Annotated in this window: 29 protein-coding genes; 10 read left to right on the top strand and 19 right to left on the bottom strand. The window is 44.8% G+C overall.

Annotated features, from left to right (window positions below; translation table 11 throughout):
• From MHO82_RS08805 to fkpA, 9 genes are all read right to left on the bottom strand, one after another.
• Positions 1–135, bottom strand: a 135-nt coding sequence (locus tag MHO82_RS08805; protein ID WP_239183521.1) for a GTP-binding protein, incomplete at its 3' end; no start/stop codon positions are given.
• Positions 136–240: 105 nt separating this feature from the next.
• Positions 241–2,337: an elongation factor G gene (gene fusA / locus MHO82_RS08800; protein WP_239183500.1), complete on the bottom strand. Its 2,097-nt coding sequence runs from the start codon at positions 2,335–2,337 to the stop codon at positions 241–243.
• A gap of 72 nt (positions 2,338–2,409) precedes the next feature.
• Positions 2,410–2,880, bottom strand: a complete 471-nt coding sequence (rpsG, locus tag MHO82_RS08795) for a 30S ribosomal protein S7 (protein WP_239183499.1) — start codon at positions 2,878–2,880, stop codon at positions 2,410–2,412.
• A gap of 94 nt (positions 2,881–2,974) precedes the next feature.
• Positions 2,975–3,349: a 30S ribosomal protein S12 gene (gene rpsL / locus MHO82_RS08790; protein ID WP_005417208.1), complete on the bottom strand. Its 375-nt coding sequence runs from the start codon at positions 3,347–3,349 to the stop codon at positions 2,975–2,977.
• Between the two features lie 174 nt (positions 3,350–3,523).
• Positions 3,524–3,817, bottom strand: coding sequence for a sulfurtransferase complex subunit TusB (gene tusB / locus MHO82_RS08785; RefSeq protein WP_239183498.1), 294 nt, complete (start codon positions 3,815–3,817; stop codon positions 3,524–3,526).
• 8 nt (positions 3,818–3,825) lie between these two features.
• A complete protein-coding gene (tusC, locus tag MHO82_RS08780; protein ID WP_239183519.1) occupies positions 3,826–4,182 on the bottom strand; it encodes a sulfurtransferase complex subunit TusC in 357 nt (118 codons plus the stop codon).
• Positions 4,183–4,189: 7 nt separating this feature from the next.
• Complete coding sequence (gene tusD / locus MHO82_RS08775; RefSeq protein ID WP_239183497.1) at positions 4,190–4,582, bottom strand: sulfurtransferase complex subunit TusD; 393 nt, start codon at positions 4,580–4,582, stop codon at positions 4,190–4,192.
• Positions 4,579–5,301, bottom strand: a complete 723-nt coding sequence (locus MHO82_RS08770) for a transcriptional regulator (protein ID WP_239183496.1) — start codon at positions 5,299–5,301, stop codon at positions 4,579–4,581. Before MHO82_RS08770 ends, tusD begins: the two co-directional genes overlap by 4 nt.
• A gap of 135 nt (positions 5,302–5,436) precedes the next feature.
• Entirely contained in the window at positions 5,437–6,231 is a 795-nt protein-coding gene (gene fkpA / locus MHO82_RS08765) for an FKBP-type peptidyl-prolyl cis-trans isomerase (RefSeq protein ID WP_239183495.1), read from the bottom strand.
• A gap of 129 nt (positions 6,232–6,360) precedes the next feature.
• Here fkpA and MHO82_RS08760 point away from each other — a divergent pair, with 129 nt between their 5' ends.
• Together MHO82_RS08760 and MHO82_RS08755 are read left to right on the top strand one after the other, a co-directional pair.
• Entirely contained in the window at positions 6,361–7,338 is a 978-nt protein-coding gene (locus tag MHO82_RS08760; protein ID WP_239183518.1) for a hypothetical protein, read from the top strand.
• A gap of 5 nt (positions 7,339–7,343) precedes the next feature.
• Entirely contained in the window at positions 7,344–7,565 is a 222-nt protein-coding gene (locus MHO82_RS08755) for a SlyX family protein (protein ID WP_239183494.1), read from the top strand.
• Between the two features lie 75 nt (positions 7,566–7,640).
• Here MHO82_RS08755 and MHO82_RS08750 read toward each other — a convergent pair whose 3' ends face one another.
• The 5 genes from MHO82_RS08750 to kefG form a co-directional block, all read right to left on the bottom strand.
• Complete coding sequence (locus MHO82_RS08750; RefSeq protein ID WP_239183493.1) at positions 7,641–8,588, bottom strand: isoaspartyl peptidase/L-asparaginase; 948 nt, start codon at positions 8,586–8,588, stop codon at positions 7,641–7,643.
• A gap of 111 nt (positions 8,589–8,699) precedes the next feature.
• Complete coding sequence (gene slyD / locus MHO82_RS08745) at positions 8,700–9,254, bottom strand: peptidylprolyl isomerase (RefSeq protein ID WP_239183492.1); 555 nt, start codon at positions 9,252–9,254, stop codon at positions 8,700–8,702.
• Positions 9,255–9,319: 65 nt separating this feature from the next.
• Positions 9,320–9,514: a YheV family putative zinc ribbon protein gene (locus MHO82_RS08740; RefSeq protein WP_239183491.1), complete on the bottom strand. Its 195-nt coding sequence runs from the start codon at positions 9,512–9,514 to the stop codon at positions 9,320–9,322.
• A 31-nt stretch (positions 9,515–9,545) separates the two neighbouring features.
• Entirely contained in the window at positions 9,546–11,336 is a 1,791-nt protein-coding gene (gene kefB / locus MHO82_RS08735; RefSeq protein WP_239183490.1) for a glutathione-regulated potassium-efflux system protein KefB, read from the bottom strand.
• Positions 11,326–11,910, bottom strand: coding sequence for a glutathione-regulated potassium-efflux system ancillary protein KefG (kefG, locus tag MHO82_RS08730; protein WP_239183489.1), 585 nt, complete (start codon positions 11,908–11,910; stop codon positions 11,326–11,328). Before kefG ends, kefB begins: the two co-directional genes overlap by 11 nt.
• A gap of 253 nt (positions 11,911–12,163) precedes the next feature.
• Between kefG and MHO82_RS08725 the strand changes: the two genes are divergently transcribed.
• Positions 12,164–14,104, top strand: a complete 1,941-nt coding sequence (locus MHO82_RS08725) for an ABC transporter ATP-binding protein (RefSeq protein ID WP_239183488.1) — start codon at positions 12,164–12,166, stop codon at positions 14,102–14,104.
• Positions 14,105–14,127: 23 nt separating this feature from the next.
• Positions 14,128–14,598 carry a TIGR02444 family protein gene (locus MHO82_RS08720; protein ID WP_239183487.1) on the top strand — a complete coding sequence of 157 codons (471 nt, stop codon included), beginning with the start codon at positions 14,128–14,130 and terminating at the stop codon, positions 14,596–14,598.
• On the opposite strand, the gene MHO82_RS08715 is transcribed toward MHO82_RS08720, so the two are convergent.
• Positions 14,588–15,187 carry a LysE family translocator gene (locus tag MHO82_RS08715; protein WP_239183486.1) on the bottom strand — a complete coding sequence of 200 codons (600 nt, stop codon included), beginning with the start codon at positions 15,185–15,187 and terminating at the stop codon, positions 14,588–14,590. The genes MHO82_RS08720 and MHO82_RS08715 overlap by 11 nt on opposite strands.
• 127 nt (positions 15,188–15,314) lie before the next feature.
• Between MHO82_RS08715 and MHO82_RS08710 the strand changes: the two genes are divergently transcribed.
• The 5 genes from MHO82_RS08710 to MHO82_RS08690 all read left to right on the top strand — a co-directional run bounded on the left by MHO82_RS08710 (position 15,315) and on the right by MHO82_RS08690 (position 19,831).
• Entirely contained in the window at positions 15,315–16,700 is a 1,386-nt protein-coding gene (locus MHO82_RS08710; RefSeq protein ID WP_239183485.1) for a PLP-dependent aminotransferase family protein, read from the top strand.
• Positions 16,697–17,653, top strand: a complete 957-nt coding sequence (locus MHO82_RS08705) for a hydrolase (protein ID WP_239183484.1) — start codon at positions 16,697–16,699, stop codon at positions 17,651–17,653. Before MHO82_RS08710 ends, MHO82_RS08705 begins: the two co-directional genes overlap by 4 nt.
• 20 nt (positions 17,654–17,673) lie before the next feature.
• Entirely contained in the window at positions 17,674–18,642 is a 969-nt protein-coding gene (locus MHO82_RS08700) for a DUF3187 family protein (RefSeq protein ID WP_239183483.1), read from the top strand.
• A 16-nt stretch (positions 18,643–18,658) separates the two neighbouring features.
• Positions 18,659–18,874 (top strand): YheU family protein, encoded by a 216-nt coding sequence (locus MHO82_RS08695; protein WP_239183482.1) that lies wholly within the window; start codon positions 18,659–18,661, stop codon positions 18,872–18,874.
• Between the two features lie 87 nt (positions 18,875–18,961).
• Positions 18,962–19,831, top strand: coding sequence for a phosphoribulokinase (locus MHO82_RS08690; RefSeq protein WP_239183481.1), 870 nt, complete (start codon positions 18,962–18,964; stop codon positions 19,829–19,831).
• Between the two features lie 86 nt (positions 19,832–19,917).
• Here the strand turns inward: MHO82_RS08690 and MHO82_RS08685 are convergent, their stop codons facing one another.
• Positions 19,918–20,322, bottom strand: a complete 405-nt coding sequence (locus MHO82_RS08685) for an OsmC family protein (protein ID WP_239183480.1) — start codon at positions 20,320–20,322, stop codon at positions 19,918–19,920.
• Between the two features lie 246 nt (positions 20,323–20,568).
• Between MHO82_RS08685 and crp the strand changes: the two genes are divergently transcribed.
• On the top strand, positions 20,569–21,201 hold the full coding sequence (gene crp / locus MHO82_RS08680; protein ID WP_239183479.1) for a cAMP-activated global transcriptional regulator CRP: 633 nt from the start codon (positions 20,569–20,571) through the stop codon (positions 21,199–21,201).
• 331 nt (positions 21,202–21,532) lie between these two features.
• Here the strand turns inward: crp and MHO82_RS08675 are convergent, their stop codons facing one another.
• The 3 genes from MHO82_RS08675 to astA form a co-directional block, all read right to left on the bottom strand.
• A complete protein-coding gene (locus MHO82_RS08675; protein ID WP_239183478.1) occupies positions 21,533–22,333 on the bottom strand; it encodes a DUF1338 domain-containing protein in 801 nt (266 codons plus the stop codon).
• A gap of 10 nt (positions 22,334–22,343) precedes the next feature.
• Positions 22,344–23,801 carry a succinylglutamate-semialdehyde dehydrogenase gene (gene astD / locus MHO82_RS08670; RefSeq protein WP_239183477.1) on the bottom strand — a complete coding sequence of 486 codons (1,458 nt, stop codon included), beginning with the start codon at positions 23,799–23,801 and terminating at the stop codon, positions 22,344–22,346.
• Positions 23,802–23,865: 64 nt separating this feature from the next.
• A complete protein-coding gene (gene astA / locus MHO82_RS08665; protein WP_239183476.1) occupies positions 23,866–24,882 on the bottom strand; it encodes an arginine N-succinyltransferase in 1,017 nt (338 codons plus the stop codon).
• Positions 24,883–24,912: the final 30 nt, after the last annotated feature.

Here is a 24,912-nt window from a genome sequence, read left to right as displayed (position 1 = left end):
TTTAGCTTCACCACCGTATACTTTAGATAAAGTAGTACAGATTGCAGCAGTTAGAGTTGTTTTACCGTGGTCAACGTGGCCGATAGTACCAACGTTTACATGCGGTTTCGTACGTTCAAATTTTTCTTTAGACACGATCGTGTTCCTTCCTAGTTAAGAGACGCCCTACCGTCGTATGGACGTATCAGAAGTCTTTTAAAATAAAGCGTTAATGTAATGATTAACGCTCAAAATAACAAGCTATGTACGCTCTGCAATTATACCATCAGCGATGTTCTTTGGAATATCAGCATATTGGCTAAATTCCATTGAGTAAGAAGCACGGCCTTGAGTAGCAGAACGCAAATCAGTTGCGTAGCCAAACATCTCAGCAAGTGGTACTTGAGAACGAATTATTTTAAGGCCTGCTGGCCCTTCATCCATTCCTTCGATCATGCCACGGCGACGGTTAAGGTCACCAACAACATCACCCATCCACTCTTCTGGTGTTGTTACTTCAACTTTCATCATTGGCTCAAGAATAACAGGTTGCGCTTCAAGTGCACCTTTCTTGAAAGCCATTGAACCAGCGATTTTAAACGCCATTTCGTTGGAGTCAACATCATGGTAAGAACCATCAAATAACGTTGCTTTAACGTCTAGAACTGGGTAACCAGCTAGAACACCGTTAGTCATTTGTTCTTCGATGCCTTTCGCTACCGCACCAATGTATTCACGAGGTACAGCACCGCCAACGATTTCATCAACGAAAACGAAACCTTCATCTGGTTCAGAAGGTTCAATTTTCAGCCATACATGACCGTATTGACCACGACCACCTGACTGACGAACGAACTTGCCTTCAACTTCAGTTTTACCACGAATTGTTTCACGGTAAGCAACTTGAGGTTTACCAACGTTACATTCTACGTTGAATTCACGACGCATACGGTCAACGATGATATCTAAGTGAAGTTCACCCATCCCAGAAATCAACGTCTGACCAGATTCTTCGTCAGTTTCAACCCGGAAAGAAGGATCTTCTGCAGCTAGTTTACCTAGTGCAACGCCCATTTTCTCTTGGTCAGCTTTTGACCTAGGTTCAACCGCGATTTGGATTACTGGCTCAGGAAACTCCATGCGCTCTAGAACTACTTTTGAGTTCGGATCACATAAAGTATCACCAGTAGTCACATCTTTAAGGCCGATAGCTGCTGCAATATCACCCGCGCGGATCTCTTTGATCTCTTCACGTTTGTTTGCATGCATCTGTACGATACGACCGAAACGCTCACGCTTCATTTTTACTGAGTTGTACACAGAGTCGCCTGAGTTTACAACACCAGAATAAACACGCATGAAAGTCAGGTTACCAACGAACGGGTCTGTAGCAATTTTAAATGCTAAAGCCGAAAATGGTTCGTTATCATCTGATTTACGTTCAATCTCGTTCTCGTCTTCATCAGTACCAGTAATTGCTGGTACATCTGTCGGAGCTGGTAAGAATTCAACAACTGCATCAAGTACTGCTTGAACACCTTTGTTTTTAAAGGCAGAACCACAAGTCGCTAATACAATCTCGTTGTTAATAGTACGAGTACGCAGGGCTTCTTTGATTTCAGCTTCTGATAAATCACCTTCTTCAAGGTATTTTTCCATCAGCTCTTCAGAGGCTTCTGCTGCAGTTTCGACTAGGTTTTGACGCCATTCATCAGCAAGCTCAACCATATCTGATGGAATATCTTCATAGGTAAACGTGGTACCCATGTCAGCATCATTCCAGTTAATCGACTTCATTTTAATTAGGTCAACAACACCTTGGAAATCTTCTTCAGCACCAATGTTGAGCTGAATAGGAACCGGAGTTGCGCCTAGACGATTTTTGATTTGATCAACAACACGTAGGAAGTTTGCGCCAGCACGGTCCATTTTATTAACGAATACCATGCGAGGAACTTCATACTTGTCAGCTTGACGCCAAACAGTTTCTGATTGAGGTTCAACACCAGAAGAACCACAGAAAACAACTACAGCTCCATCTAGAACACGCAAAGAACGTTCAACTTCGATTGTGAAGTCAACGTGTCCTGGGGTATCAATGATGTTGATACGGTGTTCTTGGAATTGGCTTTCCATACCGCGCCAGAAAGTCGTAGTCGCTGCGGAGGTGATAGTGATACCACGCTCTTGCTCCTGCTCCATCCAGTCCATTGTTGCTGCACCGTCATGTACCTCACCAATTTTGTGAGATAGACCAGTGTAGAACAATACGCGTTCGGTAGTCGTTGTTTTACCAGCATCAACATGAGCACAGATACCGATATTACGGTAGCGCTCGATAGGTGTCTTGCGAGCCACAATTGTATCCTCTTACTAAGGTCGACCTTAGAAGGTAAAGTTGGCGCAGTAAGAAATACTGCGCCATCGATATTACCAGCGGTAGTGTGCGAATGCTTTGTTCGCGTCTGCCATACGGTGAACGTCTTCACGTTTCTTAACAGCAGTACCTTTGTTTTCTGATGCATCTAGCATTTCACCAGCTAGACGCTGTGCCATAGATTTTTCACCACGCTTACGCGCAGCTTCAACCAACCAACGCATAGAAAGAGCGTTACGACGAACCGGACGAACTTCTACAGGTACTTGGTAAGTTGAACCACCCACACGGCGAGACTTAACTTCTACCGCTGGGCGAACGTTTTCAAGCGCTTGCTCAAAAACTGCTAAGCCTTCTTTTTCAGAACGCTCAGCCATGATGTCTAGTGCACCGTAAACGATTTTTTCAGCAGTAGATTTCTTACCGTCAACCATTACGATGTTTACAAATTTTGCCAGCAGCTCAGATTTGAACTTAGGATCTGGAAGGATCTTACGCTGACCGATTACGCGACGACGTGGCATGGATATATCTCCGTTGTCTTCTTCAGGTTATCCAAAACTTTTCAGTTTCTTCAAATTATAAAAATTAGTGTTTGGCCTTACTTAACGGAATCCATTAAGACTTAGGACGTTTAACACCGTACTTAGAACGACCTTTCTTACGGTCATTTACGCCTGCACAGTCAAGTGCACCACGTACAGTGTGGTAACGAACACCCGGTAAATCTTTAACACGACCACCACGGATAAGAACAACACTGTGCTCTTGAAGGTTGTGACCTTCACCGCCGATGTATGAAGTTACTTCAAAGCCGTTAGTTAAACGAACACGACAAACTTTACGTAGTGCTGAGTTCGGTTTCTTTGGAGTAGTAGTATATACGCGAGTACATACACCACGTTTTTGCGGACACGCTTCAAGTGCAGGCACGTTGCTTTTTACAACTTGCTTTGCACGCGGCTTGCGTACCAGCTGGTTAATAGTTGCCATTAAATAGCTCCTGATATTACTTACGTAAACATGTGAAAAATCTAGTCCCACAAAATAGGGACGCGAAATTTTAGGCATCGCGCTATAATGTGTCAAGAAATATACAACGATCTTCGCGATCTTCTTGCTTTTTTTTTCGAACAGCTGACAATAAAACAGAACGCTTGCTCTTAACTACGCCCACGTCAGCGTAGAGGCATGCTCCTCTGTCAGCTCAACAAAACCATTAAAATCAATTAATTTACAATCACTTAAAAAAGAAACAGGCACTCCGCGAGCCCTTAAATCTTCTTCGAGTACAAAAATTTGTACAGCTAGCTCCATTAAACGCGGATATAACGCATGTTTTGTGTTTGCAGCGTAAACTGCGTCTTGCGACAGCAAAATAACGTCATTCTGATCGATATAGTCTAGCCAACTTACGCCAGATTGCATAAATGTGTCTGTTGTTGTAACGATGTGCAGCATATTTTCCCCTAAAACATTAATAGGCGATCACACTCACCCATTAACTGTTTTATCTCTTCGGTTGTTTTTGCTTCTGCATCTAAAATTAGTGGCAAGCCATCAAATCCACGCTCGATTAATGACTGCTGACAAAAGAAAACCTGCTCAATATCGTATAAATCGAGCATCTTAAATGTCGCAATATAGTCTCGGGATTTGATCTTCTCCGGTTGCTGGTTCGCCAGTAGTTGCCCTGTACCATTACCAATGAAAAAGACTCGAATGTCTTCACTGTATGCAGAAGCTGCAAGTAAAGCATCAAGCCCTTCTCGTCCAGCATTGCTTGTATGAGGGGCACTTTGAAAAACAAACCCTAGTTTTTTCATTGCCATATTAAAACTGTATCACTCTATCTGCGGTTAATAAGGCTTCTGCTAACCCACCCAATCCGGCTTGAGAGAAACCGCTGGCTAAGTTAGAGCTGGGTAATTGATGTTGCTTGGCTTCATCTTCACTCACAACCCCACGGCGCAGCGCTGCTGCTACGCAGGTTTCAAGTTCAATATCATGCTGTTGTGAGAGCTCTTGCCATGCTTTAGTCAGATCAAATTCATCTGATGCCGGAACTGTTAATCCCGAGCCATTGGTAACACCGTCTTGATAGAAAAAGATTTTTGCAATGCTATGACCGCGCTGCAAAGCCGCTTTCGAAAACAAATAAGCGCTTCTTGCCGATTGTGAACCATAGACAGGGCCATTTACGATTAAGGCGTAAGTCAGGCTCATTTGTCGCCGTCCTCGGTTTTACGCTGACGGATATACAGGTACACAGTGTGTTTGGAGATGTTAAGACGATCCGCCACGCGATTAATGGCGTCTTTAATGTCAAAAATACCTTTATCAAACAGTTCCATGACTATCTGACGGTTTTTCGTGTTATTCGATACGCTTTTATCTGCGTTGATTTCTTCAATGGTTCGTTCCACTGTTTGGTCAACAAGCTCATCCACATCACTAGCAAAGTTAACTGAAGAAGCGGCATCTTTCGCTTCGTCTGTTGGCATAAAGGCTTGCAGTACTTGTGAAAACGGCGCGTCTAAGTTGATATTAATACACAACAAACCAATCACTCGATCATCGCCATTACGGATCGCAATCGTAATGGACTTCATCAATACGCCACCTTTGGCGCGTGTGAAATAGGAACGTGAGAAGTTTCGCTCTGAGCCTTCAATGTCTCTTAGCATACGGAGGGCAAGATCTGTGATCGGTGAACCAACCTGACGTCCGGTGTTTTCTCCGTTGGCAATTTTGATGGCGGATTTATTGAGGTCGTCTAGCGAGTGAAGCACAATTTCACAATACGAACCGATCAAACTCGCTAAGCCATCAACTACGGCTTCATACGATTTTAAGATCTGGTAATCGTGTTCAGTGAAAGGTTGGCTTTCAATTAGCTCACTCTCGACCAACACATCTGAGGTGAGATTATCTGTTGGTATCACTTGGCACTTAATCCTTGCTGATATTCAGCGTAAATTTAAAATCATTAAGGCAAGTTTATCAGAATATTTGTAAAGAAAAGACAAGACCCGACATTTGCCGGGTCTTAAAAGTGATCTAAAACAAGCGATTAAAGATTATTGATGCGCTGTTTCAGGTTTTGCTTCGTCTGCTTTAATTTCGATTAGCTCAACTTCGAATACTAAAGTTGAGTTTGCAGGAATCGTTGGTGTGTCTTGCTCACCGTAAGCTAGCTCTGATGGGATCACAAACTTGTATTTTGCACCAACAGGCATTAGCTGAACACCTTCAGTCCAACCAGGGATAACACGGTTAAGTGGGAATGTCGCTGGCTGATCACGATCGTATGAGCTATCAAACTTAGTACCATCGATTAGCGTACCTGTGTAGTGGACTACAACAGTATCAGTATCTAGTGGCTTGTCGCCTTTACCTTCACTTAATACTTGGTATAAAAGACCAGAGTCAGTTTTAGCTACGCCTTCTTGTTTTTCAAACTCAGCACGGAATTCTTCACCTGCTTTTAGCGTCGCTGCTGATTTTTCAGCTGCTTTTGCTTGTGCGAGTTCAGCAACACGCTTATCTAGCTCTTGTAGAGCAGCTTGTACTTCTTCATCTGTTAGGCGAGACGTGTCAGAAAATACGTCTTGTACCCCAGCTAAAACCATATCTTGTTTAAGATCTAAGCCAAGTTCCGTTTGTTTTTCTAAGTTAGCACTCAAGTAACGCGCCAGTGATGCACCAATCGCGTAAGCGGCTTTATCATCTTCAGATTCAAATGTGGCTACTGCTGCTACTTCTTCTACCGCAGGCTCTACAGCAACTTCTGCTTTTGGTGCTTCTTCTTTTTGACAACCAACAGCCAGCATTACTGTCGCAGCTAATAACGACACTTTAAGAATAGGTTTCATTAAATTCTCCAAATTATGATGAGGAAACGCCTCAATTTTTTATCTGCTTTTCGTTTGAACCGTGCGAAATGTTCACAACACCAATATACTAGGGTCAGCTGCCATTAGACAAACTGGATATCCATTTTGATGCGAACAATCTCTCACTATCTCACATACTTGGCTACCATCGCACTATTAAGCGGTTGCTTTTTCAATGGCAAAGAACTCCAACGCTGGTCAATTTCACCGGAAGGAGCCACCAGCTTCGCTTTAAGTCGAGACGGTCGGTTTGCCCTACTGTACTCCAAAGAACAAGATATTCTGCTCTGGGATTTAGAGCAAAACAAACAACTAGCTCAGCTTGGAGAACAAGATGCCGATGGTTCAGCAGTGTCTCATATCAAAATATCAGACAACAATCGCTACGCTGTTACCGCAAGTCAGCAAAACTTTGCTGTGTGGGATTTAGCTTGGGGGCAATCTGAGGGACTGTGGTCCATATCAGACAGCTTGATCCGCGATATTGATATCTCTAACAATGGTGAGAAAGTTTTACTGGGGTTATCCAACGGTAAAGCGATCTACGTGGACTTGGGCACCGGAAGACGCTTAGAGTTCCTTGCTCACCGAGAAAAAGTTAATTCTGTTTCGTTATCCGCGAACGGTAGGTATGCCTTGTCCGGCGGAAATGACTATTTTGCTTACCTTTGGGACACCACTTCAGGACAAATCATTCATGCCTTTGAACATACTCAGCGCATTAACCGAGTGGTCTTACAGCGTGATGGAAAGCTCGCATTTACCGCAGACGGGGGCAATGATGGCCAAATTTGGGATTTACAAACTGGCTCCTCTGTCAGTAAGTTAAAAACCTTTTCACGACAGCAAGTGTTCTCCACCGCTCGCTTTTCTGATGATGGGTCAAAATTAATCACAGGAACTCCAGCAAGCCGAATCATGTTATGGGATACCCAAAGCGGTAAGAAGATCGGTCAATGGGAAGCAGAAGCTTTAAAAGATGCCCGTCCAGCAACGGCAGTGGTGTATGATGTGGCCATAGATTCACAAGACCGAGTTATTTCAGGTACTTCTGCCGGAATCGCTCAAGCTTGGTTAGTAGAGTAGAAACAATGCCAGAAACAACAAAGCTACAAGAAAAAATCGACGACTTAGAATGCCGACTGGCGTTCCAGGAACAAACCATCGAAGAGTTAAATGATGCTTTAAGCCAACAACAACTGCTGATAAATTTAATGCAAGATCAAATGAAATACGTGGTAGGCAAAGTCAAAAATATGGATACGTCTAATCTAGCGGACCCATCGGAAGAAACACCACCACCGCATTATTAACATGTCGGTGAATGAGGTTGTTTGTTCTTAATATACGACAACCTCTTATTTCAAGCTCACTCGTGTTTATGCCATCTAAGCCATTTCATCTGCAAAAATGGCAACGTACATTTCTCCTTTCGTATTCACACTCGCACGATACATCCCTGAGCTGTTCATGCCAAAATGAATCTTTCCTTGTGCATCTAATGCGATTAAACCGCCTTCACCACCCAGCTCTTTTAATTCTCCCTGAATGATGGCCTCAGAAGCTTGGTGTACCGACTCCCCTAAATAACGCATTCTCGCACTCACATCACTGGCTACAGTACATCGCAAAAAATACTCCCCCATTCCAGTGGCCGATACCGCGACATTCTCGTTACGTGCGTAGGTGCCCGCCCCAATAACGGAAGAATCGCCAACACGGCCATATTTTTTGTTAGTTACACCACCAGTACTGGTTGCTGCCGCCAAGTTACCATTCATGTCTAAGGCGACCGCTCCCACTGTGCCATGCTTACGATCATCTGGGTATTGAGATTCAGATAGTGCAAACAACCCTTTTTCTTTCATCGACTGCAATTGCTCATAGCGACGATCCGTGAAAAAGTAATCTTGCTCGGTAAACTCATGCTCTTGAGAGAACGCAAATTTCTCCGCACCGTCACCAATCAACATCACATGCTCAGATTTCGTCATAACATCTTTTGCTAACTGAATCGGGTTTTTAATATGACGAACCCCCGCAACAGCACCAGCATCAATACCAGCACCCGACATAATAGAAGCATCCATTTCCACCATTTCATCATGAGTAAGCACCGAGCCTTTGCCTGCGTTAAACAGTGGTGAATCTTCCATTACCGTTACCGCAGCAACCGTCGCGTCCACCGCTGACCCACCTGCCACTAAAATCTGATGGCCAGCTTCAACCGCTTTTTGTAATACTTGGCGATAATCGCGTTCCAATTCTGGAGTCATCTGCGCTTTTAAAATGGTTCCCGCACCACCGTGAATGGCTATCGCTATTGGTCGACTCATGTCCTTACCTCCACCAAATTGATTTTTATTTTTCATATTGATCAAAAAAGGCTCTATCTAAACAGATAAAGCCTTTCAATCTGGACTAATTTATCGATGTAAAATCAATAATTAGTGGCTACCGCAGCTACCGCCGCCACAACAACCGCCTTCGTCACCTTCGTGATCGTGGCTGTGTTCGCCACCACCACAACAACCACCTTCTTTATGGATGTGGCCGTGCTCAGCTTCTTCTGCTGTTGCTTCACGCAGTGCAACCACTTCAACGTCAAAGTCTAACGTTTGACCTGCTAGCATGTGGTTACCATCAACAACAACGTGGTCGCCATCAACTTCAGTCACTTCAACAGGGATTGGACCTTGGTCTGTATCCGCAAGGAAACGCATACCCACTTCAATTTCTTCTACGCCTTGGAATACATCAGCAGGAACACGTTGAACCATTTCGTCCATGTGCTCACCGTATGCTTCTTCAGGAGCAACTGTGATGCTGAACTTATCACCTTGCACTTTACCAGCAAGCGCATTTTCTAAGCCAACAATCAGGTTGTTGTGACCATGTAGATAATCTAAAGGTGCTTCAACAGTGGATTGGTCTACTACGACGCCTTCTTCCGTTTTCACTTGGTAAGCAAGGCTTACAACAACATTTTTTTCAATTTTCATTTTTGCTCCGAATATTGCATACGCAAAGTAATCGCTATGATAACGCTTTTTTTGTCCAACACCAATTACTCAGGTTTGAATATACCAATCACTTGATCTTGGGCATGTTCACTGTTCTCGACAGATTTTGGAGCTCGGCGCTCACTGTGCTGGCACTGAACACACTCAACAACCTCGACGCTGTTTTCTTGCCACCAGCGCAGCGTATCTTGACTATTACATGAGGGGCATACTGCTCCCGCGATAAAACGTTTCTTCACGGACTACCTATCCTTTTGTTTTAAGTACGAGCTACTGCTCCCAATGAGAGCGGCTCTCTCGATCATTTTGCATTTCACGATCAAAAATTTCTTCGAGCTCTTTACGCGCTTCTTTAGCACGAGAAGCCATGGACGTATCTTCGCTGTGTAACGGCAAAAGTTCTTTTAACATCGTCACATCTAGCTTCTTAAAATGCGCTTCTGCGCGTTTCGCTTGATACGGATGCATACCTAATGTGGTTAATGTCTGACGACCTAAGTCCAACGCTCCGTCAAACGTTTCACGAGAAAAATGCTCTATGTCTTGGCTCATCAACTGATAGGCTTCAACTCGGCTACGAGCCCTTGCTAAGATTTTAAGGTGTGGGAAGTGCTCTTTACACAAGGTCACAATTTCCATGACCTGATCAGGTGAATCCGTACACACAACAATGGCTTCAGCTTTAGAGGCCCCGGCCGAGCGTAATAACTCTAACTGAGTTGCATCACCGTAATACACTTTATAGCCAAACTTACGCAACAGCTTTATTTGGCTAGCATCACTTTCCAAAATCGTCACTCGAATTTTGTTGGCAAACAGTAAACGGCCAACCACCTGACCAAAACGACCAAACCCCGCAATAATGACTCTAGGCTCACGATCAATCACATCCGACTCTAATGGCTCTTCATCACTATTAATGGTGCGCAAAAACCATTTTTGTTGACCAAGTAGCAATAACGGTGTGGTTACCATGGATAAGCTCACCACCACTAGCAAAAAGGATGTCAGCTCTTTACCAAGCAGCCCCTCTCCTTGTGCAGCGGTAAAAAGAACAAACGCAAATTCACCACCTTGGCTTAAAATTGCGGCCATTTGGCTGCGTGCTTTAGCGCGGGTTCCAAACGAACGGGCGAGTCCATACAGTAAAAAGGCCTTAATGCTGACCAACGCCACAACCGCTAACAGAATTTCAAACGGGTATAACGCCAATAACCCGAGATTAACCGCCATACCAACAGAAATGAAAAATAGACCAAGTAATAGCCCTTTAAACGGCTCAATAGCAATTTCCAGCTCATGACGAAATTCACTTTCTGCCAATAATACACCCGCTAAGAAAGTACCTAATGCCATGGAAAGCCCTAACGATTGCATCCCCACAGCAATACCAATAACTAATAACAGAGCCGCAACGGTAAATAACTCACGAACTCCGCTCATCACTACATAACGAAATAACGGACGTAATAAGAAATGGCCACCCACTAACAGCACCGCGATGCCTGCCAGCATCCAAGCAAAATCAAGCCAACTTCCGCCACCGCCACCAGCCAAAATAGGCAACATGGCCAACATCGGGATCACCGCAATATCTTGAAAGAGCAAAACCGCAAACCCCGACTGCCCCGTTTCGGAACCAGCCAGCCCTTGCTCATCAATCACCCGTAAGGCAATCGCCGTCGAAGAAAGCGCGAGTCCCATGCCCACCACTAGGCTGTTTGACCAACTTAAGCCATACGCTAAGGCGACGGCCGTGATCACAGCTGTCGTAATGAAGACTTGTCCACCACCTAACCCTAAAATGGGGCCTCGCATTTGCCACAATTTTCTCGGGTTTAACTCCAAGCCAATTAAGAACAGCAGCAGCACCACCCCAAATTCCGAGAAATGTAAAATGGCATCCACATCGCTGATCAGCCCCATCCCCCAAGGGCCAATGGCAACACCAGCAATCAGGTAGCCTAACACCGACCCTAACCCGAGCCGCTGGGCAATCGGCACCGCCACTACCGCCGCGGCCAAAAAAATCACCCCACTTTGCAATAACTCAGACGTCATGAGTCTCTCCTGCTTTTACCTCTACATTAGCAAGTGGGTCTAATAGCCACTGACGATAACTGATCGCGTGCATTTCACGTTCTTGTATCGAAACTTTTCTAGCCCAATACAACACCATCGGTTCAATCCACGTCATGCGACATAACGCCGCCGTTAATTCAAAAGGCTGCAAAATCTCTGTCAGACTGTATTTGTTATAACCTTTGGGGGTAAAAGCATCTTGTGCGCCACCGGTTGTGATCACCGAACGCCAGTATTTCCCTGCTAAAGCATCACCGTCCCCGTAGGCAAATCCCTTCCCTAGTACAATATCAATCCATTCTTTTAATAAAGAAGGACAAGAGTACATATAAAGGGGGTGCTGAAAAACAATTACATCGTGTTCAGCTAACAACTTATGCTCTCGATTCAAATCGATAAAAAAATCGGGGTAATTGGCATATAAATCATGCACCGTGACATGGGGTAAAGCGGTAATAAAGTCCATCATGATCTTATTCGCGACGGAATTGTCCGGATCAGGATGAGCATAAATCACGAGTACTTTCGGTGGTTGGGAATTTCCTGCTGTCATAATTCCTCATTAACTGACGATTGTTGCCAATGCCGTTCCTTGTTATTACTTTGAAAACTCAGATAACACTGAGTATTCGAACCACGAATGAGTAGGGCATTGTTCCTTTTTCTTGTTATTACAACCATCATACCTAATTGTACCTAATGCAGAACAGTGAATGTTCAACCAATTGTTGATATCGACAATTCAAAGCGTAACGCCTACTATGCCTGTCGGACTCTTATAACTTGGAATTTATCGCCAACTCACCATGATTACATTTTCAGATATTCAGCTTTTACGTGGCGGTAAGCCATTACTCGATCAAACTTCTGCGACCATTCACACTGGTGACAAAGTCGGTTTAGTGGGTAAAAACGGTTGTGGTAAATCCACCTTATTCGCTTTACTTAAAGATGAGTTAAGCGTAGATGCGGGCACAGCGCAATTACCATCGAACTGGGAATTAGCGTGGGTAGCACAGGAAACCCCAGCATTAGAACGCAGTGCGATTGAATATGTAATTGATGGTGACCGTGAATATCGTCGCCTTGAACAACAACTTGCCGAAGCAGAACAAGCAGATAACGGTACACTAGTAGCAGAACTTCACGGCAAAATTGACACTGTTGGTGGCTACACCATTAACGCCCGTGCCGCCGAACTATTGGATGGCCTAGGCTTTTCCCAACAACAAATGAGTTGGAATCTAACCCAGTTCTCTGGTGGTTGGCGTATGCGCTTAAACTTAGCTCAAGCTCTGTTATGCCGTTCCGATTTATTATTACTCGATGAGCCTACCAACCACTTAGACTTAGATGCTGTCATGTGGCTAGAGCGTTGGTTACAAACCTACCCAGGCACTCTGATTCTGATCTCCCATGACCGTGATTTTCTTGACCCTGTCGTTAACCGCATCATTCACATTGAAAACCAAAGCTTGAATGAGTACACAGGTAACTACTCGTCATTTGAAAATCAGCGCGCTGAAAAGTTAGTGCTCCAACAAGCCCAGTTTGAAAAACAACAAAAAAACATGGCGCACATGCAGTCGTACATCGACCGCTTCCGCTATAAAGCCAGCAAAGCACGCCAAGCCCAAAGCCGAATCAAAGCGCTGGAAAAAATGGAAAAAGTGCTACCCGCACAGCTTGATAACCCATTTAGTTTTTCATTCAAAGAACCAGAAGCACTACCCAACCCAATTTTAATGATGGATCAGGTTTCCGCAGGTTATGGCGATAATACGATCCTAGAAAAAATCCGCCTGAACTTAGTACCGGGAAGTCGCATTGGTTTATTAGGTCGAAACGGCGCAGGTAAATCTACCCTGATCAAATTGCTTTCTAGTGAGCTAAAAGCACAAGGTGGTGAGTTCAACTACTCTCAAGGCGTAAAAATTGGTTACTTTGCTCAGCACCAATTAGAAACCTTGCATGTGGATGAAACCCCACTGCAACACTTAATGCGCTTAGCGCCCAAACACACCGAGCAACAGTTGCGTAATTACCTCGGTAGTTTCGGTTTCCAAGGCGATAAAGCCCTCGATAAAATTGGTCCGTTCTCTGGTGGTGAAAAAGCCCGTTTAGTACTGGCACTGCTGGTATGGCAAAAGCCAAATTTACTGTTACTCGATGAACCAACCAACCATCTTGATCTGGATATGCGTCAAGCTCTGACTTTTGCTCTACAAACGTTTGAAGGTGCCATGGTTATCGTGAGCCATGACCGTTACTTACTGCGCGCAACCTCAGACGATTTGTATTTAGTTCATGATAAGCAAGTAGTTCCATTTAATGGCGATTTAGATGACTACTACAAATGGCTAACCGAGCAACAACGAACGGAACGCAAAGAGCAGCAAGCACAAGATAAAGGCACCAGCAGCACAGAGAATAATGCTAACAGTGCCGCGGCACGCAAAGAACAAAAACGCCGTGAAGCCGATTTTCGCAGAGAAACTGCCCCACTGCGCAAGCACATTCAAAAACTCGATAAGCAGCTTGAAAAATATGGAGCCGCTTTGAGTGAAGCAGAAGCCGCTTTATCCGAAACGTCCCTGTACGACGCCGAAAATAAAGCCAAGCTTAATGAAGTACTGGCAAAACAAGCAGAGTCAAAAAGTAAACTCGAAGAAATTGAAATGGAATGGATGGAGCAACAAGAACACCTTGAGCAATTAGAGCAAGAGTTCTTAGGTACACCATCATAATATTTTAAGCAGGAACAATAACAATGTTACAGCACGCTTCCCATATGCCCTTTTCTCATGATGATTTTTGGCAATTTAGCCTCAATCATTACCGTAAAAAGGGAGTACAAGAAGCGTGTTTAACTCTGCAAGATACGTATCAAGGCAATGTTAATCTTGCCTTACTACTGATTTGGTTGGATGAACACACAATCTCCATCACCGCTTCTAACATCAGCACACTCATCGATGCCTTAGCACCAAGCCAAACACTTATTCAACCTTATCGTGCTCTGCGTAAGCAAGCGAAAACCTACTTACCCACAGAGCTGTACCAACAACATCTGCAATTTGAGTTAACACTGGAACGCCAACAGCAGCAAGATTTGATCAATAGACTCAATCAACTACCAAGAAGCGGTGCCAATAACTCAGCGCTACTTTCCCACTATTGCCAGCACTTAGGAGCACAGTCCCTTCTTTCTGCTTTGCTTGCTCAGCCTGTTACCAAATAAATGCCACGCAGGCCGCGGTTAATCCACCCATAACCCCATTAAACCAACGCCATGATGCAGGGCTTGATAACCAACGACGTATAAAAGAGCCAAAGCCCACCCATACCGACGAACAAGGCATTTGAACACACATAAAGGTCACCGAAATCACCATCACCGACAACCAATATTGCTCACCGCTGTACGAAAATGATCCCACCGCCGTTATCGACATCAGCCAGGCTTTGGGGTTTAAAAACTGAAACAAAGCAGCAGCATGCCAAGACATGGGGCTAGATTGCTGTTCTGATCCCGCTACTTCTGAAGGCTGCGCCGTTGCAATTTTCCAAGCGAGAGACAATAAGTAACTGCACCCTAAGACTTTGAGCCCCTGCTGAATCACAGGATAAGTTTGAAAAACCACTCCCAACCCCGCCGCGACCAAAACAATCAACGTGACGAGGCCAATACCAATACCCACAAAATGCGGAATACTTTGCCGATAGCCAAAATTAGCACCAGAAGCGGTAAGCATTACATTATTAGGGCCAGGGGTTATCGTCATTACCGCGGCAAATACGGCTATAGTCGTTACAAATTGCCATTCCATGTTACTTTCCTCACAAACTAAAATTGTACCGATACAATATTTCTATATTTTATTGATTCATTCTATTTGTGCGCACAAAATAACCATAACAATTAGACTTTGAATGTTCAAAAGGTTTATTGTCACCATGACAATCCTAAATATTGCTCTCGATAAACAACAAGGGCCAATTTACAAACAGATTGCCGATGCTATCAGCCACAAAGTTGAACAAGGGCAACTATTGGCTAACACTAAGCTACCCACTCACCGCGCTTTAGCGGATCAGTTAAGTGTCACGGTAGGCACCATTACTCGCTCTTATGCGGAATTGGAACGACGAGGTGTTGTGGAAGCCAGAGTCGGAGCTGGCACCTATATTTGTGATAAAAACAAAACCAGCTGGGTATTTGAAGAAAGTACGGAGCAAAGCACTGAGTGCAACTTCGGTTATAACATTCCCCCTAATCTTGATCGCAGCGGTGCAATACAGCAAGCACTGTCTGCACTAATGCTTCAGCCACAGGCTATCAATCAGTACATGATGTACCAAAAGCCAACGGGAATACCTCAACACCGTGAAATTTTGGCCGACTGGCTGAATAACCAAGGCGTGGAACTCAAAGCCGATCGCTTACTGTTCAGCTCAGGAGCACAACACGGCATGCAAATGGTGCTCGATGCCTACACCAGAGCAGGCGACACCTTATTAGTAGAAAAGTACACCTACCCTGGCCTACTCAGCCTTGCCAAACAAAAGCAGCTCACGGTAAAGGGAGTTGAGATGGATGACGAAGGGATCATCCCAGAATCGTTGATCGCAGCCTGCCGTCAGCATCAACCTCGGTTTATTTACTTAACGCCAACACTGCAAAATCCCACCACCGCCATCATGTCCTTCGAACGGCGTAAGCAAATCATTCAAATTTGCAAAGACAACAAACTGATCATTATCGAAGATGACGTCAACGGGCTATTGTCATCAACCCGGCCACCACCTCTGGTTAATATAGACTCAGAGCAAGTGATTCATATTGGCTCCTTATCCAAATGTCTAGCGCCTGGTCTGCGAGTGGGCTACGTACAAGCTCCTAAGCATTTGCATACCCAACTTATCAATGTACTGCAAAATCACAGTTGGATGATCAGCCCCTTATTAACCGCCCTCGCTTGTGAACTGATACTGCAAGGTCATGTCGAAAAAACACAGCAAGGGATCAGAGCAATAATGGAGCAAAGGCACCGCATGGCCGATAAGTACCTGGATGACTTTAACCCCATTTATAAACAGGGTGGCTTCCATTTATGGCTAACATTACCAGAACAATGGCGTTTGAGTGACTTTATCCACGCCGCGGTGCAGCAACAGGTGATCGTCAAATCCGGGGAATTATTTGCACCACCAGCAGGGATGATCCCACCAGCGGTTCGCCTGGCCCTCAGCTCACCTGCGACACTAGAACAGCTAGAACAAGGGCTAATCACCTTACGCGATTTACTTTTAAGTGATCCTATTAACGAGTTTGCTTTATGATGAATTTTCAGCCCATGGCCGGGCTCAGTAACCCGCATTTACAAACCCTATTACCGCGCTTTATTCGCCGTAACCCGCTGTTTACCCCACACTGGCAACGGTTAATGACCCCTGACGATGATTTTGTGGATTTAGCTTGGACAGAAAAACCAGAACACGCGTGCAACAAACCTCTATTTATTCTTTTTCATGGCTTAGAAGGCAGCTTTCATAGCCCCTATGCCAATGGCCTGCTACATGCTGCCGCCCAAGAAGGTTGGCTTGGTGTAATGATGCACTTTCGTGGCTGCAGTGGCGAAGCGAACAAGCAGCCCCGAGCTTATCATTCAGGCGAAACCAGCGACGCCCGCTTTTTCTTAGAATACCTTGATGAACATTTTCCAAACAACCATAAGGCCGCTGTGGGGATTTCCCTTGGTGGCAATATGCTGACCAACTACCTCGCCCAATACAATCATGAACCAATTATCAATAAAGCAGCCATTATCTCAGCGCCGCTCGATCTGGCTGCGTGCTCCAGTCGTATCCAACAAGGTTTCTCAACGGTATACCAAAATTATTTACTGCGCTCTTTGAAAAACAACGCCCTCAAAAAGCTGCCATTACTGCCAACCTCACTACAATTAGATAAAGGCAAAGTCAGCAACATTCGCTCTTTATATCAGTTTGACGATCACATCACCGCACCACTGCACGGGTTTGAAAGTGCTGACGATTATTACCAGCGCTGTAGCGGACTTCAGCACTTGCCTGACATTAAAGTCGATACCTTAGTGATTCACGCAAAAGACGATCCTTTTATGACTAAGGCGGTGATCCCAACTCAGCAGTTGCCAAACAACATCACCTACCACCTTACTAATCATGGCGGACATGTCGGTTTTGTTTCTGGCTCATGCTGTAACCCAACGTTCTGGCTGGAGCGCTGTTTACCCTATTGGTTTAGTCAATAACATCATGTCAGGAGAAGTTTATGAAAGCATGCCTGTTACTCTTCACCATCATTACCATGCCTTCTCCTGTTCTTTCTGCTCATCAACACGTCGATTTTGGTCCTTTAGCCGCCAGAGCACAGGCTCCGTTACAAGCCATTGGAGTATCAACACGGCTTCGCAACGCAGCCCCTTGGCAAGCCGATCATAAAGAGGTGTACTTAGCCGGTTCCTTCGCCAGTGTTTGGGCAGACAGCAGCGAATATTCGATGGATTATTACCAGAATGAAATCATGGGCGGCTTTTCTTTTAGGCCAGCCAACAACTGGAAACTGGAAATGTCTTATCTCTATCGCTACGCCGCAGACAACAAATTAGATAACCTCAGCATCGCTTTTCATGATCTCTTTAACATCAATCAAAATGGCCGAGAAGACGTAGCTAAACACCGATTTTATATTGAAAACAAAATCACAGGGCAACGCATTGAAAATTTTAAAGGGGAGGTCTTTAACAACGCGGTGGAAATGTATGCCGAGCGGCTCCTTTTCAGTACAGGCAAGCAATATCTGTCTCTTGGCGGGACGCTTTATTACAATCACGTCAATAATGGGCCTTTTCAAGCCGCTTCCTTTGAACAAGCCCTACAAGTCAACTACACCAATTCTCTCACTCAGCAGCACCATTTATATGTGAATGCCAGCATCACTCACCGTGACAACGAGAACTTTACCAACATCCACCTTAAGCCCATCACCACCAACGGCGGAGTTGGCTATCAGTACCGGCTCGATAAAACTCATTCCTTCTTGCTTGAACTACAAAGCCATGAAGGAGAATCTAAAAGCGACAATGAGCTCAGCCGCCGCGTCTTTGAATTTTCATTTGGATACCGCTTTCACTTTAACGAAAACAACAGTGCCATTGAATTTACGACCATCGAAAATTTATTTAACCACGACAATAGCACCGACATTACATTTACATTAGGATACCGAAAGAAGTTATAACTAGGGCAAACGCAGTATGATTATCCCATGGCAAGAGATTGCTCCAGATACATTAGATAACCTGATCGGAGAATATATTCTAAGAGAAGGCACCGACTACGGTGAACATGAAGTCAGCTACGAAACAAAAATAGAGCAAGTGAAACAACAACTAAAAAATGGCGATGCCGTAATCGTATTCTCTGAATTGCATGAGACTGTCGATATAAAATCGCGCCGCGATCTAGGTTAAGTTTCACTTGTTGCATAACATCTGTTTCTTGATCTCCACGCCAACCCTGTTATAACAGTAACGTAACTTTTAACGACAGGGTTTGTCATGTCTGCTAAACACCCCATTATCGCCGTAACGGGATCTTCTGGTGCGGGTACCACCACAACCTCAGAAGCTTTCCGTAAGATGTTCAATATGATGAACGTCAAAGCTGCGTGGCTAGAAGGCGACAGCTTTCATCGCTTTACACGCCCAGAAATGGATGTTGAAATCCGTAAAGCAAAAGAGCAAGGCCGCCACATCAGCTACTTTGGCCCTGAAGCCAATGACTTCCAAGCGCTAGAGAACTTCTTCCGGCAATATGGTGAAGATGGTACAGGCCAATACCGTCGTTATTTACATACCTTCGACGAGGCGGTGCCATTCAACCAAATGCCTGGTACGTTCACACCATGGCAAGAGTTAGAAGAGAACACCAATGTTCTGTTTTATGAAGGTTTACATGGCGGCGTAGTAGACAAAGACATCAATGTCTCCCAGCATGTGGATATGTTGATCGGCATGGTGCCCATTGTAAACTTAGAATGGATTCAAAAATTTGTGCGTGATACCCGTGACAGAGGCCACTCACGCGAAGCCGTTATGGATTCCATCGTACGCTCAATGGATGATTACCTAAACTACATTACACCGCAATTTTCACGTACCCACATCAACTTCCAGCGGGTTCCGACCGTCGATACCTCAAACCCACTGAACGCCAAAGGCATTCCCAGTTTGGATGAAAGCTTCGTGGTGATCCGTTTTCGTGGCATGAAAAATGTTGATTTCCCATACTACTTATCGATGATCCAAGGCTCCTTCATGTCTCGCCATAACACGCTTGTGGTCCCCGGCGGAAAAATGGGCTTTGCTATGGAGCTGATCATTCGCCCATTACTGCAACAGTTAATTGAAACAGGCAAAATTGGCTAAACATCAATATATAAAAATGCTGAATATAAAAAGCTCTTACCTAACTAACAGGCAAGAGCTTTTTAAAACAGTGAAATCCCAAGCGATTAGCTAGCAACAATCTCGTAGCTGTGCGTCATCTTAATGCCTTCTCCCAGCATTAAACACACTGAGCAATATTTCTCTAATGAGTCAGCCGTGACTTTAGCCACCACACTCTCATCTAAGTCATCGCCTGCGACCACAAAATGAATGTTTACTTCGGTAAATAGCTTTGGCGCTTGATCGCGACGAGTAGCACTTAATTGTGCTTCACAGCCCGTTACATTTTGTTCGGCAGATTTTAGTCCATCCACCACATCCACGGAACTACACCCTCCCGCAGCCATTAAAACCATCTCCATTGGGCTTGGTGCTTTACTGCCACCATTACCATCCATTACCACACTGTGGCCAGAATTTGACTGCCCTAAGAACGTCATATCCTCTACCCATTTCACTTGCGCTTGCATTGTTTTCTCCAACTTACTAATAAGGTCGTGATCATGTGCACACTTTTGAGTACTTGAACGCTGTTTCATAGCGATCAAAGTCAAGAAATCATTTTCGAAAAAGGATAATATTTCATATTGAAACTCAAGTGAGCTTGCAGCCTGTCTGCATTATTCATATCCTAACAGTCGTCATGACATTAGGCTCAGTAAATTTATTATATGGATATTGCTGCTGGGCGATACCTGCAGAGGAAGTTAGATATTATGGTTCTAGGTAAACCGCAAACCGACCCTACATTAGAGTGGTTTCTTTCACATTGTCACATTCATAAATACCCTTCTAAGAGCACGCTAATTCATGCGGGTGAAAAGGCAGAGACTTTATACTACATCGTAAAAGGCTCTGTAGCTGTTCTAATTAAAGATGAAGAAGGCAAAGAGATGATCTTGTCTTACCTTAACCAAGGTGACTTCATTGGTGAGTTAGGCTTATTCGAAGAAGATCAAGAACGTACCGCATGGGTACGAGCTAAAACTCCGTGTGAAGTTGCTGAAATTTCATTTAAGAAATTCCGCCAGCTGATCCAAGTTAACCCAGATATCTTGATGCGTCTCTCAGCTCAAATGGCGAACCGCCTACAAGTTACTAGTCAGAAAGTGGGCGACTTAGCCTTCCTTGACGTAACAGGCCGTATTGCACAGACTCTACTAAACCTTGCAAAACAACCAGATGCAATGACACACCCAGACGGTATGCAAATTAAGATTACTCGTCAGGAAATTGGTCAGATCGTAGGTTGTTCACGCGAAACCGTTGGTCGCATTTTGAAAATGCTAGAAGAGCAGAACCTAATTTCTGCCCACGGTAAAACGATTGTAGTTTACGGCACTCGTTAATTTCATCGTACCCAAATGATAAAGGCCACTCCCATCCGGGTGTGGCCTTTTTTTATTGTTATGTTTTACCCTAAAACGTGCTTAAACACGTAGGGCTCTTATGTACAACTAGAAGTGGTGCTGTGACAAGACAAAGGCCACCTTAACCTTCCAGCTGTCCTCTCTATGAAACATAAAAAAGACACCGAGCAAGGCAAGATGAAAAGGAGGTGCCTCTCTGGACAAAAGACACCTCGAATTATGTTATTGGCCCAGAAAACTCACTCAGTTTACCGCGTGTGAACGAAACACAAAACCGAAGTAAACTAAGATTTAATTTCTAAGCCCACCGTTATTGAACATTAGTACTTTCAAAAATTTTATCGGCAGATGCTGCCACAAAACCCGAATACAGTTCACCACTTTCAAGTGGATAACGTTTAGCAAACTCGTAAAAACCGCCTGGGACCGTTTTATCACCATCCGTGAAGTTCACACTGACCTGATCTGCCATGGTGGAAGACTGCTCTAACAAAACGTCAGGAGAGCCTTTCACTTCCCCACCCGCTTCATTAATTACAAACCCTGCACCACGAAGCACATCATTCACTGTTTTTACTTCTTCTAGCGTATCAAGCTGATTCACACTCACCGTGAAGTGATTCGCGCCAAAGCCATGAGCCGCTAGCCATGCCGCGTATTCACTTTCTTCACTCAACACCTGATAGTCGTCAAAACTCAGTGACCACGGACGTCCGCTGTACAAGAATTCAGAATTATTAAACAAACTCTCAGGTACCTGTTCCACCAAACTACGAACGGTTTCCTGCAGCTTCGCAGAGCACTGACCAACCAACAACTCACTAATAAACACTTTAGGAGCACGTGGATCAGGATGTTCAAAATGACGAGCAAATAACTTCTTCGCTTCAAAGTGGTATTCACCACACGGAACGTAACCAATTGCAATAAATGGCGCAGCTAATCTGTCTAATCCCACTTGTGGTAGGTTAAAAGTACGCAGTGCAATGTGGTCGTTCAATAATGCCTCAGATCCTGCCAATAACTTCTGTACCTTAGCGGCGGATGGACACAAACGAGTGGTATAGTCTTGCCATAAATGTTCAAAAAGTTGCTCTACTGCTACAGTCATTCCTTTCTCCTTAAAGGGTAATGCCTGGTGAGAGGGTTGCAGGTAATACCGTCGTATCCCCTTCCATTGATGCCATTGGGTATGCACAATAATCAGCGGCGTAATAGGCACTTGGTCGTAAGTTGCCAGAAGCACCTGGGCCACCAAATGGCGCATCACCACTTGCACCTGTTAACTGGCGATTACGGTTCACAATGCCAGCACGAATATGTTCAACAAAGTATTCCCATTCATCATCATTGGTGGAAACCAAACCCGCAGATAAACCATAACGAGTGTCATTAGCCAATTCCACAGCTTGCTCTAGTGAATCGTAACGCACCACTTGCAATAGTGGGCCGAAGTACTCTTCATCTGGTAGCTCTGCGAGCTTAGACACTTCAATAATGCCTGGGGTAACAATCGCACCAGACACCAGTTTAGCTTCAAGTAGGCTTTCTCCGCCAAGAGACTGCAAATTCGTTTGTGCTGCTAAAATATGCTCCGCCGCCGCAATAGAAATTTGTGGTCCCATGAATGGCTGAGGATCTGCGAATGGTTCATCGACACGCAACTGCTTCGTCACTTCAAGTAGACGAGCGATCAGTGCATCGCCAGACTCACCATTTGGTACGTATAAACGACGCGCACAAGTACAACGCTGACCAGCACTGATAAATGCCGATTGAATAATGGTGTATACCGTCGCTTCTAGTTCACCGTAATCTTTCGAGATCACCATTGGGTTATTGCCACCCATTTCTAGTGCTAACATCTTGCCTGGTTGACCAGCAAACTGACGATGAAGAATATGACCCGTATTGGCACTGCCCGTAAACAGCAACCCATCAATGCCTTTTGCCCCCGCTAGCGCTTCACCCGTTGAACGAGCACCTTGAACTAGGTTAATAACACCATCAGGCAGACCCGCTTGTTGCCACAACTTCATCACAAACTCACCAATCCAAGGGGTTTGATCTGAAGGCTTAAACACAACGGTATTACCCGCTAACAAAGCAGGTACGATGTGACCATTTGGTAAATGGCCCGGGAAGTTATAAGGGCCAAATACCGCCATCACACCTAATGGGCGGTGACGTAAGACAATATTATTGCCCGCCGCTTCACGCGCTTTATGGCCCGTACGATCGTGGTAAGCACGAATAGAAATAGCTAATTTCCCCACCATCGCACCCGCTTCTGTACGAGTTTCCCATAATGGTTTTCCCGTTTCTTCAGCAATGATGCGAGCGATTTCTTCGCTGTTTTCTTTTAATAACTCACCAAACGCCAGCACAATGGCTTCACGCTCTTCAAAACTTAATTTTTTCCACGCGGGAAACGCTTTACGAGCTGCCTTCACAGCAGACTCAACTTGCTCAGCGGTTGCTGCTTCACCTTGCCATAATTCACGGCTGTCTACAGGGCTAAGTGAAACCATAGCTTCACCTTGGCCAGCAACCCACTGACCCGAAATCCATTGTGTCATTACTATCTCCTACTGCTTGGGGGTAACAACTACGACTTAAAGTGTAGCTGTTACCGCACAAGAGTTATTGCGCTAACAAGCGAACCATATCGCCCGCTTTTACCTGAAGTGCGGAAGCCACTTCCTGGCTAAGATGAACCGTATCTGTTTCCTTATCGACTGCCGCTGCGGCCGCCGTTGCTCGGAAATGTTCAAACGATGTGTTTGCGATCAGATACTGCTGGGCACTTGTGTGCTCACCAATCACCACTTTACAGCGGAAAGAGTGGCGCACCGATTCCACGTTACGTAAATCACATTCAACCGTTGGGCCTGCATCAAAGATGTCTACGTACCCACGGCATGAAAAGCCTTCTTTCTCTAACAAACGCAAAGCAGGGCGTGTTTTTTCATGCACCTGACCAATCACCGCTTGGGCTTCTGGGCTAAGCAGGTTAATGTATATAGGCAGCTTTGGCATTAAATCGGCAATAAAGCCTTTTTTACCAATACCTGTTAGGTAATCAGCTAATTTAAAGTCGATAGAGAAGAAATGCTCTTGTAGCCACTCCCAAAATGGCGAGTTACCATCTTCGTCCGATACACCGCGCATTTCAGCAAACACAGTTTCAGAAAAACGCTCTCTGTGCTCTGCCATCATTAAAAAACGGCTTTTTGACATTAAGCGGCCATTTAATCCACCACGGAACTCCGGGCGTAAAAACAGAGTACAAATTTCAGAACAACCCGTGTAGTTGTTACCAAATGTCAGTAACTTAACCACGTTATTCACCCCAAGACGATGAGATGAATGCACAACTTTACTGATGTGATAGCTATAAAATGGGTTGTCTAACCCAATCGCCGCTTCAATGGCCGTGGTTCCTGCAACCTCACCGGTCTCAGTGTCTTCAGCCACCATTAAATAGCCTTCATTGCCGGGCTCTGTAACGGTTGTTTTAAAACTCTCGATCGAATGTTCAATTCGATTGCGTAATAACTCTTCATTCACTGGCAGCGAGGTAAAACCGTGACCGGACTCCTCAGCACAACGCATAAGCGCCGGATAATCTGCGTCAGTAATTGGACGAATAACCAGCATCGATACTCCCTCCTGATGCGGGTAGCAACA

The sequence above is a fragment of the Vibrio sp. Of7-15 genome (genome assembly GCF_022347565.1).
Classification (GTDB): Bacteria; Pseudomonadota; Gammaproteobacteria; order Enterobacterales; family Vibrionaceae; genus NORP241.
The sequence above is the reverse complement of the archived record's forward strand: the minus strand, read 5'-3'. Positions and strand labels throughout refer to the sequence as shown.